The sequence below is a fragment of the Streptomyces sp. NPDC003691 genome, assembly GCF_053981115.1.
Genome location: NZ_JBSFNQ010000148.1, coordinates 1 through 11,248 on the forward strand (window position 1 = coordinate 1; position 11,248 = coordinate 11,248).

The following is an 11,248-nucleotide window of genomic DNA, read 5'->3' on the forward strand; positions in this document are numbered from 1 at the left end:
CGAGACCCGCGCCGTCCTCGCCGCCTCCCTGGCGATGCTCCGCACCAAGCACGCCGACCTGCCGTCCCGCAAGCACGGCAACCCGCCGCAGTAGCACCCGGCCGACGAACCCGGAGGACGCACACCATGACCGAACCCGCCGCCGGTACCCCGGACCCGTCCCTGCTGCGCGTGGAGAGAGGCCGGTGCGAGCCGGAGGAACTCGCCGCCGTGACCGCGCTGCTGATGGCCCGCGCGGCCGCCGCGCCGCCGCCCGGGACGGGGGGCCGCCGCTGCTCCAGCGCCCCCTGGCACCGGCTGGAACCGACCTCGGGCTTCCGCCCCCCGCACAGCTGGCGGCATCGCTAGCGGTGCGCCCCGCCGGGCGGGCGCCCTGACGGGCGCACGGACAGGCGCACGGACGGACGGACGCACGGACGGGACCCCGGTGCCGCCCCCTGCCGGGGCGGCACCGGGGTCCCGCCGTTTCCAGCCGCTGTTTTCAGCCGGAAGGCCGTACAAAATGGCCGAGAAGATACATGTGCATGTAAACTTTTCAACCATTTCCGGCACGTCGGTAGTGTCGGACACCCGAACGGCGGAGCCCCGGGGGCCTTTCTCCGGACGCCCTCGGGATGCTCTCAGGACGCCCCGCGAATATCCGTCCGGTCCGGCCGGACGAACCGGCTCCGGAATCCGGCGGCCGGCCCCCGGAGCCCCGCGGACGGCCGGGGCGGGCACCGCCCCCAATCCCCCGCGCTCCCCCGCCGGAAACACCTGTCCCCCGGGTGATATTCACCCGGGGGACACGGAGTGGAAACCGGAAGGTCCGGTACCCGACAGCGATGTCAGCAGACCGAGCCGTCGCCCTGGAATTCCAGATCGACGGGGAGGTCGGTCCGCCGCTTCACATTCAGCTTCCGGAACACCTTGGTCAAATGCTGCTCGACCGTGCTCACCGTGATGTGCAGTTTCCCGGATATCTCGCGGTTGGTGTAACCCAGGGAGGCCAGGGCGGCCACCCGCCGCTCGGAGAGCGTCAGCACCTCCGCCGCGGGAGCCACCGAGGCCGTGGGCGGCGACCACTTGTCGGGGTTCCGCTCCACGATCATCAGCGGCTTCTCCTGCACCGCCGCCGCCGTCTCGCCCTGCATCCGCTGGACCCGGCACTCCTTGGCCAGCCGGCCCGCCCGGCGCGAGATCATCCGCGCCTTGCTGAACTCACCGAGCGACTGATGGGCACGGCTGAGGTCGGACAGCGCCTGGGTGAGCGTGAGCCGGTCGCCGCGGGCCTGGAGGACCTCGACGGACTCCTTCAGGATCCGCAGCCGGGCCCGGTGGCCCGCCGTCGCCGCCAGTACCCGCAGCGAATAGCCGTAGGTACGGGAGGTCCGGGAACCGGAGCGCGACATCTGCTCCTTGGCGAGCTGCTGGGCCCGCTCGTGGTCGCCGAGCCGGAGGTAGACCTCCGCCATATCGCTCCGCCACGGGATGAGCGAGGGTGCGTCCAGATTCCACGAGGTCATCAGCTCGCCGCAGTAGCGGAAGTTGACGAGGGCGGCCTGGAGCCGGTCGGTCGCCATGTAGTAGCGGCCGCGGGCCCGCAGATAGGGCAGCCCGTACACGGTCTGGAACATCACCTCGGGGACCGATTCCTTGAGGTAACGGCGGGCGCTGTCGAAATCGCCCATGGAGGTGGCGACATCGAGCAGGGTGCCCACGGGCAGGCCGACGCCCACGCCCCAGCCCCGGACCCCGATCAGCTTGAGCGCGCGGACCGCGTGCTTCTGCGCCTCCACCAGTTCGCCGTTGCGCACGGCGATCTCGGCCCGGCAGGAGGAGAGGACCGCCTGCCACCACACGACCCCGCGGGTGTCCGCCTCGGCGAGCAGCAGGTCGCACCAGTGCGCGGCCATGGGCAGCTGCTCGGCGTAGATCAGGGTCTGGAGGGCCGCCATCACGGCTTCCAGGGTGGCGTCGGAGAGCGACGTCGTCTGGAGGATCTGCTCGGCGACCCGGGTACTGCAGCCGTCCTCGTCCCGGCCCTGCCCGAGGACGGTGCTGAGCGCGGCCACCGCCTGGGCCTGCTGTCCGGGCGGCGACGGCGCCGGCCCGGCCGCCGGAGCGTCCTCACGGACGTCGCCCGGCAGGAACTGCGGACAGGCGTACTTGACCCAGTTCCTGGTGCTGACCAGGAAGGCGTGCGACCTGGTACCGCTCCGGGGCCGGGCGGTGCCCGCCACTTCGCCGATCAGCTCCTCGGCGTCCTGGACATGCCCGTGCCACATCGCCGCGCGCAGCAGTACGGCGGCCTGCTCGGGGCTCAGAAGCCCCTCGCGCCGCGCCTGGTACAGCGGTTCCAGATGGCGGGCGGCGGTCTCGGGACTGCTGCGCCATTCGGCCCGGGTCAGCAGCATCCGGAGTGATGCCTGCTGCCCCGGTCCGGCGGACATCGAGAGCGCGAACTCGACGTACCGGATCGCGGACTCCTCGTCGTCCTCGTCCAGTGCCCGTTCGGCCGCCCGCTCCAGCTCGGCCACCGCCCAGTCGGCGTTCACCTGCTTCGCGGCCACCAGATGGTCCGCGATATCGGTGACGCAGCCGGCTCCGTCGCGCAGGAGCTGCGCCGCGTGGGTATGCAGCTCGGTCAGCCGGCCGGGGGCCAGATCGTCGTAGACGGCGGCCCGGATCAGCGGATGCCGGAAGCGCCCGTTCTCGACCAGCCCGGCGGTCTGGAGCGCGTACAGCGCCCGTTCGACGGTCTCCGGATCGCGGTCGAGCAGCTCGGCGACCTCGGCCGGTGAGCCGGTGGCCTCCAGTACGGCCATGCCCTGGGCGACTTCCAGGGTCTCGGGCGTACTGCGGTACAGACAGGTGAGCACGGCCTGGCGGAAGCTCTCCCCCATCGGCTGGCTCATATGGTCGGGAAACTCGACCACATCCGCGTAGTCCTCGATAAGCGCTCTGACCAGGAGCTGGTTGCCGCCGGTGGCCTGGTGGGCCTCCTGCGCCAGGCTCCAGGCGGCTGCCTGCCCGAGGTGCTGGGAGAGCATCTCGGCCACGCCGTCGACCGTGAGCGGCGCCAGTCTGATCCGCCGGAACTGGGCCTGCCGGACCAGTTCGATCCGGAAGGCCGGGTGGACCGACCAGGCCTGGGTGGACTCCGCGAGCACCAGCATCACGCGGGTGGAGCGGATCCTCTTCACCAGACGCAGCAGACAGTCCATCGACGCCGCGTCGGCGTGATGGACGTCGTCGACGGCCACCAGCAGGGGCGCGTCGTCGGAGAGTCCCAGCGCCAGGGTGCCCACCGCGCGCAGCGTCTCACTGCTTACATGAGGGGCCGTCAGCTCCTCGACGAGCCGTTCCGCGGACGGCAGTGAGTCCAGCAGCTGCCGCAGCACCCCGAAGGGGACGCCGCGGTCCTCCCTGGTCGCGGTCGCGGACAGCAGAATGCCGCCGCGGGCGGTACAGCGGTCGGCGAAGGCATGCAGTAATTCGGTTTTGCCACTCGCCACCGCTCCGCTGACGAGCGCGATCTTTCCGCTTCCTCCGGCGGTATCCGCAAATAGCTCGTCGAACAATTTCATTTCACGCGAACGTTCCACCAATACCACAGGCGACGCCTTTCCCCCGTCAATACCGCACCATGGCCAAGCAAAAGCGGCAACGGCATGCATATACCTGGGCTTTTAAGACGGATCTCCGTTTACGTCTCGCCCATGCACCCGTCACCCGAATTTAAATTGTTCTCGTTATCCGGATAACTCTCTCTGGACAGCCGCGTTCAATTGACACACTAACCTCAGGCGGATCCCCCTGTAAACCCTTACCCCTAGCCCCCGGACACCCCTAAGGGGCCACTCCGAGCGGCCCTCGGGACCTTTTGCGCCGCAGGTCACAACGGTCATGACGGGCCGTCCGGCGGTCCGGCGCCGGACCGCCGGTTGATGCGGACGCGTCATGACGGCAAGGGTACGCGGCAGGCCGGCCGAACCGGTGTCGGCGCGCCCGCGCAAGACCTGTGCCGCGGGGCACACGGAAGCCCGCCGGGTCGCACGGAGCGGCCCGGCGGGACGTTTTGCTTCCGGAACTTCTGTTTTCTCCCTACTGCGCTACTGCGCCCCCTATTGGCCCTTGCCCAGCGCCTCGTTGATGAAGCTGAACAGCTCGTCGTCGGTGGCGTCGTCGGCGAGACCGGCCGCCGTGTCCGGGGTGCCGGAGCCACCCGGCGCGTTGGTCCACTTCGCCATCAGGGAGTTGAGCCTGGCGGTGATCTTGGTGCGGGTCAGGTTGTCCGCGGAGAGCCCGGTGAGCGCCGCCTCCAGCCGGTCCAGGTCGTCCAGGACGGAGCCGCCGCCCTCGGGGGCCAGCTCGGTACGGAGGTGGCGGGCCATGGCGGTGGGGTTGGGCTGGTCGAAGACGACGGTCGCCGGGAGGCGCAGCGCGGTCTTCTTCATCAGCCGGTTCCGCAGCTCCACCGCGGTGAGGGAGTCGAAGCCCATGTCGCGGAAGGCCCGTTCGGCCCCGACGGAGGTCGCGTCGGGCAGCCCCAGGACGGCGGCGGCCTCAGTGGCGACCAGGTCGGCCAGGAGCTTCTCCTGCTCGGTCTCGCTCAGTCCGCCCAGCTCCGCCGCGAGCGTGGAGGTCCCCTGCGGCACCTCGGACTCGGCGGCCAGCACCGCCCGGACCTCGGGCACCCCGTCCAGCAGGGGCCGGGGCCTGGCGAGGGTGAACCCGGGCACGAACCGCTCCCAGTCCATATCGGACACGGTGACGCAGGTGTCGCCCTGTTCGATCGCCTGGTGCAGTGCGGTGACGGCGAGTTCGGGGTCCATGGTGCGGACGCCCCGCTTGCGGAGGTGCTCCTCGGCACCGTCCCCGGTGGACATACCGCCTCCGGCCCAGGCTCCCCAGGCGATGGAGGTCGCGGGCAGCCCTTCGGCCCGGCGCCGTTCGGCGAGGGCGTCCAGATAGGCGTTGGCGGCGGCGTAGGCGGCCTGGTTGCCGCTGCCCCAGGTGGCGGCGATGGACGAGAAGAGGACGAAGGCGTCCAGGTCCCGGCCGGAGAGCAGCTCGTGCAGATGCCGGGCGCCCTCCGCCTTGGCGGCGAGGGTGGCGGCGTACTCCCCCGGCGTGGTCTCGGTGAGTGCGGTGGTCTGCGGTACGCCCGCCGTGTGGAAGACGGCGGTGACCGGGGTGCCGTCGGCGTCGAGCCGGTCCAGAAGGGCCGCGACGGCGGACCGGTCGGCGGTGTCGCACGCCTCCAGCACGACCTCGGCGCCCAGTCCGGCCAGTTCGTCCCGGAGCGCCGCGGCGCCGGGCGCGGCGGCCCCGCGCCTGCTGGTGAGAACGAGCCGGGCGGCGCCCGACTTCGCGAGCCAGCGGGCGACATGGGTGCCGACGGCGCCGGTGCCACCGGTCACCAGAACGGTGCCGCGCGGGGTCCACGGTGTCCCGGTGCCGTTCCGCGGCGCCCGCCCGAGCCGCCGGACGAAGATCCCGCCGGAACGGACGGCGACCTGGTCCTCCGTGCCGGTCAGAACTCCGGCGAACCGGTCGGCCGCCCGCTCGTCGGGCACCGCGGGCAGGTCGACGAGACCGCCCCATCGGTCGGCGTGCTCCAGTCCGACGACCCGGCCGAGCCCCCAGACCTGCGCCTGGTCGGGCGCGGTCACCGGATCGCCGGGGCCGACGGAGACCGCGCCGCCGGTCGCCAGCCAGAGCGGGGCGTCCGCTCCGGTGTCGCCCAGGGCCTGGACGAGGGTTGCCGTCGTCGCGCCGGGCTCGTCGCCGAAGGCGAGGAACGACAGCACGCCCCGGTGGTCCGCCCCGAGCCGGGCGGCGAGTTCGGCGCGGTCCGTCCCGGCCGCGACGGCGATCCGGGTCACCGTGGCGCCGTACCGGCCGAGCGCGGCCTCCGCGGCCGCCACCCAGGGGTGCGGCTGGCCGTCGGGGTGGACCAGGAGCCACGGCCCGGACAGCACCGGCGCCGGGGTCTCGTCGCCCTGCTTCCAGTGGATGCGGTACCGCCACCGGTCCATGGTGGAGGTCTCCTGCCGGCGCCGGTGCCAGGAGGCGAGCGCGGGCAGCACGGGCCCGAGATCGTCCGCTCCGACGGCCAGGGTGGCGGCGAGGGAGTCGAGATCGCCGCCCTCGACGGCCCGCCAGAAGGTGTCGTCCCCTTCGATGGCGGCCGACCCGGCGTCGGCGGCGGGCTCGAAGCTGGGCCAGTAGTGCTTGCGCTGGAAGGCGTACGTCGGCAGGTCGGTGCGCCGGGCGCCGGTACCGGCGAAGAACGCGGCCCAGTCGACGATCGTGCCCTGGGCATGCAGCCGGGCGAGGGCCGTTGTGGCCGTTTCGGCCTCGGGGCGGTCGCGGCGGAGGAGGGGGATGCCGCCGTCGGCGAGGGCGGACAGGATGCCGTCCGGGCCGATCTCCAGGAAGGAGGTGACGCCTTCGGTACGGAGGTGTTCCAGGGCGTCGTGGAAGCGAACCGCGTCCCGGACATGGCGTACCCAGTACTCGGCATCGACGTGGGAGGGCTGGCCGGCGACGGGAATCCGGGCGGGCTGGTACGAGAGCCCCTCGGCGACCGTACGGAACTCGGCCAGCATCGGGTCCATCAGGTGCGAGTGGAAAGCGTGGCTGACGCGCAGGCGCTTGTTCTTCCACCGTGAGGCGAGGGTCAGGACGGCGTCCTCGTCGCCGGAGAGGACCACCGAACGCGGACCGTTGACCGCCGCGATGTCGACACCAGCGGTCAGCAGCGGGCGTACGTCCTCCTCGGAGGCTTCTACGGCGACCATCGCGCCGCCCTCCGGCAAGGCGCCCATCAGCCTGCCGCGCGCGGCCACCAGGGCGCACGCGTCGTCCAGGGACAGCACCCCGGCCACCTGCGCGGCCGCGATCTCACCCACCGAATGACCGGCGAGGTGGTCGGGACGCACACCCCAGGACTCGACCAGCCGGAACAGCGCCACCTCCACCGCGAACAACGCGGCCTGGGTGAACTCGGTCCGGTTCAGCCGGTCGGCGTCCTCGCCGAAGACGGTCTCCTTCAGCGGGAGTTCGAAGCGGGCACAGACGGTGTCGAACGCCTCCGCGTAGACGGGATACGTGTCGTACAGCTCCCGGCCCATGCCGATGCGCTGGCTGCCCTGACCGCTGAAGAGGAACGCCACCTTGTGGTCGACGGCCGTGTCCTGGACCGCGCCGTCACCGCGCGCCACCGCGTCCAGGCCGGCCAGGAAGCCGTCCCGGCCGTCCGCGACGACGACGGCCCGGTGGTCGAGCGGGGTACGGGTCGTCGCCAGCGAGCGGGCGATATCGCGGAGGCCGACGGCCGTACCGTCGGTGTCCGATCCGTCCGCGGCCGTGTCGTCCGGGTACGAACCGTCGGCGTAGAGGCCGTCGACGTACGAGCGCAGTTTCGCCGCCTGGGCCCGCAGGGCGTCGGGGGTCTTGCCGGACAGTACCCATGGCAGCACGGGGTGCCCGGACTTCCGCGCCTCGCGCTCCTCCGGCGGCACCTCCACGGGTGCTTCCTCGATGATGACGTGGGCGTTGGTGCCGCTCATACCGAACGAGGAGACACCTGCCCTGCGGGTACGGTCCGACTCCCAGTCACGGGCCTCGGTCAGCAGCTCGACCGCGCCCGCCGACCAGTCGACGTGCGGCGTCGGCTCGTCGATGTGCAGGGTCTTCGGCATCACCCGGTGCCGCAGGGCCATCACCATCTTGATGACACCGCCGACGCCCGCGGCGGCCTGGGTGTGGCCGATGTTGGACTTCAGCGACCCGAGGCGGAGCGGCCGGTCCTCGGCGTGGTCCTGGCCGTAGGTGGCGAGCAGGGCCTGGGCCTCGATGGGGTCGCCGAGAGTGGTGCCGGTGCCATGGGCCTCGACCACGTCCACATCGGCCGCCGTCAGACCGGCGGAGGCCAGGGCCTGGCGGATCACCCGCTGCTGGGACGGCCCGTTGGGCGCGGTCAGACCGTTGGACGCGCCGTCCTGGTTGACCGCGGAGCCACGGACGATCGCGAGGACCGGGTGGCCGTTGCGGCGCGCGTCGGAGAGCCGCTCCAGGACGACCATGCCCGCGCCCTCGCCCCAGCCCGCGCCGTCGGCGGCCGCCGAGAAGGACTTGCACCGGCCGTCTTCGGAGAGGGCACGCTGCCGGGAGAACTCGATGAACCCGACGGGCGTGGACAGCACCGTCACACCGCCGGCCAGGGCGAGCGAGCAGTCGCCCTGCCGCAGAGCCTGGACGGCGAGGTGCAGGGTGACCAGGGACGACGAGCAGGCGGTGTCGACGGTGACCGCGGGGCCTTCGAGGCCGAGGGTGTACGACACCCGGCCGGACAGCACGCTGGGCGAGTTGCCGGTGCTGACGTACCCCTCGAACTCGGAGCTGTTCGACGCGGCCATCAGCAGGGCGCCGTAGTCCTGGTAGGTGACGCCCGCGAAGACGCCGGTGCTGCTGCCGCGGAGTGTCGCCGGGTCGATTCCGGCCCGCTCCACGGCCTCCCAGGAGGTTTCGAGGAGCAGCCGCTGCTGCGGGTCCATGGCCAGCGCCTCGCGGGGCGAGATACCGAAGAAGCCGGGGTCGAAGTTGGCCGCTCCGTGCAGGAACCCGCCCTCCTTGGTGTAGGAGGTGCCGGGCCGGTCGGGGTCGGTGTCGTAGAGGGCGTCCAGGTCCCAGCCGCGGTCGGCGGGGAATCCGCTGACGCCGTCCCGGCCTTCGAGGACCAGCCGCCACAGCTCCTCGGGGGTCTCGACGCCCCCGGGGAAGCGGCAGCCCATGCCGACGACCGCGATGGGGTCGTCGTCGTCGGCGGCGCGCCGGGCGGCGGTGTCCGCGGCGGGCGCGGGCCCGGTCCGCTCGGCCAGGAGTTCACCGAGGTACGCGGCGAGGGCGAGGGCCGACGGATAGTCGAAGACCAGCGTGGCGGGCAGGGTGAAGCCGGTGGCGGTGCCGAGCCGGTTGCGGAGTTCGACGGCGGTGAGTGAATCGAAGCCCAGGTCGCGGAAGGCCCGGCCGGGTTCGATGGCGTCGGTGCCGCCGTGTCCGAGGACGGCGGCGGCCTCGGTGCGGACGATGCCGGTGAGGGCGGCCGCGGTCTCCTGGGCGGTGAGCCCGGCGAGCCGTTGCCGGAGGGCGGCGGCCGGGTCGTCGCCGCCGGTCCGCTCCGCCGGGCGGGCGGCGAGGGCGTCGCGTACCTCCGGCAGCCCGGTCAGCAGCGGGCTGGGCCGGACCGCGGTGAGGAGGGGGGCAAAACGCGCCCAGTCGACATCGGCGACGGTCACCGACGTCTCGTCCCGCGCCAGGGCGCGCCCGAGTTCGGCGAGGGCGGTCTCCGGCACCAGGGCGCGGATGCCCTGCGCGCGGAGCCGGTCGGTGTCGAGCGGGTTGCTGCCGGTGAGCCACGGTGCCCAGGCGACGGATGTCGCGGTCAGCCCGCGGGCGCGGCGGTTGCGGACGACGGCCTCGGCGGCGGCGTTGGCGGCCGCGTAGGCGCCGAGTTCCGGGCTGCCCCAGGTGGCGGCGATGGACGAGAAAAGGACGAACGCCTCAAGGTCGCCGCCGGAGTTCCCGTCCGAGTCCTCGCCGGAGTTCCCGTCCGAGTTCCCGTTGTTCCCGCCGGAGTTCCCGCCGGAGTTCCCGTCGAACAGTTCGTCGAGGACGGTCAGGGGGGCGAGTTTCACGGCGGCGACCGCGGCGAGCTGCTCGGGCGTGGTCGCGGTGAGCGGTGCCGGGTCGTAGAGACCGGCGGTGTGGAAGACGGAGCGGACCGGGGTGCCTTCGGCGGCGAGCCGGAGCACGGTCGGTCCGGCGTCCGCCGGGTCGTCGAGGGTGACGACCCGGTCGGCGCCCGATGCGCGCAGCCAGTCGGCGACGAGTTCACCGAGGGAGCCGCCGGTGACAAGGGCGGTGCCGGTCAGCCGGAACCCTGCGGTCCCGGGGGCCGGAGCGGTACCGGTGCCGGTGCCAGTGCCGGTGCCGGTGTCGTTGTCGGCGGCGGGGGCGGTGCTGGTGGCAGTGCTGGTGCCGGTGGTGCCGGTGGTGCCGGTGGTGTCGGCGCCGGTGCGGACGAGGCGTCGGGCGAGGGCCCCGGCGGGCCGGATCGCGACCTGGTCCTCGTCGCCCGCGGCGAGTACGGCGGCGAGCCGGGCCCAGGCACGGTCGTCGGGCTCGGCGGGCAGGTCGACGAGACCGCCCCAGCGGTGCGGCTGTTCCAGCGCGGCAACGCGTCCGAGGCCCCAGACCGCGGCCCGGCCGGGGTCGGCCACGGGCTCCTGGGGTCCGGTGGAGACCGCGCCGCCGGTGACGCACCAGAGCGGGGCGTCGATCCCGGCGCCGTCGAGGGTACGGAGCAGGGTGAGCACCCGGTCCGGGCCGTCCGTCAGGGACAGGACGCCCGCGGGCCGGAGGCCGTCGGTGAGCGGAGCCGTACCGCCGACCGGGTCGAACCGGTGGACGTCGGCGCCGTGCGCGGCGAGGGCGGCCAGGGACGGGTGCCCCTCGGGGGCGTCCACCAGCCAGAGACCGTCCAGCCGGGCGGACGGCGCTTCGGTGAGCGGCTGCCACACGTCCCGGTAGCGGGAGCCCGTCGTCTCGTGGCGGAAGGTGGGCCAGTAGCGGTCGCGCTGGAAGGCGTAGGTGGGCAGGTCGGTGCGCCGGGCGCCGGTACCTGCGAAGAACGCCTCCCAGTCGACGGGGGTGCCGGTGGTGTGGAGGCGGGCCAGCGCGGTGAGCGCGGACTCCGTCTCGGGCCGGTCGCGGCGGAGCAGGGGGACGCCGCCTTCGGCGAGCGCGGACAGAATGCCGTCGGGGCCGACCTCCAGGAAGGACGTCACACCCTCGGTACGGAGCTGCTCGACGGCGTCGTGGAAGCGCACCGCGTCCCGGACATGGCGTACCCAGTACTCGGCATCGACCAGGGCAGGCAGGCCCATCACAGGGATTGCGGCGCGCTCGTACGAGAGCCCCTCGGCGACCGTACGGAACTCGGCCAGCATCGGGTCCATCAGGTGCGAGTGGAAAGCGTGGCTGACCCGCAGGCGCTTGTTCTTCCACTGGGCCGCCAGCTTGAGGACGGCGTCCTCGTCGCCGGAGAGGACCACCGAGCGCGGGCCGTTGACCGCCGCAATGTCGATGCCATCGGTGAGGTGGGGGCGTACGTCCTCCTCCGAGGCTTCTACGGCGACCATCGCGCCGCCCTCGGGCAGCGCACCCATCAGCCGGCCGCGCGCCGCGACCAGGGTGC

The 11,248-nt window shown here is 72.8% G+C and carries 2 protein-coding genes and 1 pseudogene; 1 reads left to right on the top strand and 2 read right to left on the bottom strand.

Going from position 1 to position 11,248, the window contains the following annotated elements:
• The first annotated feature begins 126 nt into the window (after positions 1-126).
• Positions 127-348 (top strand): acyl-CoA carboxylase subunit epsilon, encoded by a 222-nt coding sequence (locus tag ACWDR0_RS33265; RefSeq protein ID WP_456355558.1) that lies wholly within the window; start codon positions 127-129, stop codon positions 346-348.
• A 479-nt stretch (positions 349-827) separates the two neighbouring features.
• Here ACWDR0_RS33265 and ACWDR0_RS33270 read toward each other — a convergent pair whose 3' ends face one another.
• Positions 828-3,659, bottom strand: a complete 2,832-nt coding sequence (locus ACWDR0_RS33270) for a helix-turn-helix transcriptional regulator (RefSeq protein WP_456355559.1) — start codon at positions 3,657-3,659, stop codon at positions 828-830.
• A gap of 447 nt (positions 3,660-4,106) precedes the next feature.
• A pseudogene (locus ACWDR0_RS33275) lies at positions 4,107-11,219 on the bottom strand (type I polyketide synthase); the annotation flags it as partial.
• Positions 11,220-11,248 lie beyond the last annotated feature (29 nt).

Bases quoted from the DNA above. Each gene is read 5' to 3' on its own strand.
- ACWDR0_RS33265 (WP_456355558.1), top strand. From the start codon at position 127: ATGACCGAACCCGCCGCCGGTACCCCGGACCCGTCCCTGCTGCGCGTG.
- ACWDR0_RS33270 (WP_456355559.1), bottom strand. From the start codon at position 3,659: ATGCATGCCGTTGCCGCTTTTGCTTGGCCATGGTGCGGTATTGACGGG.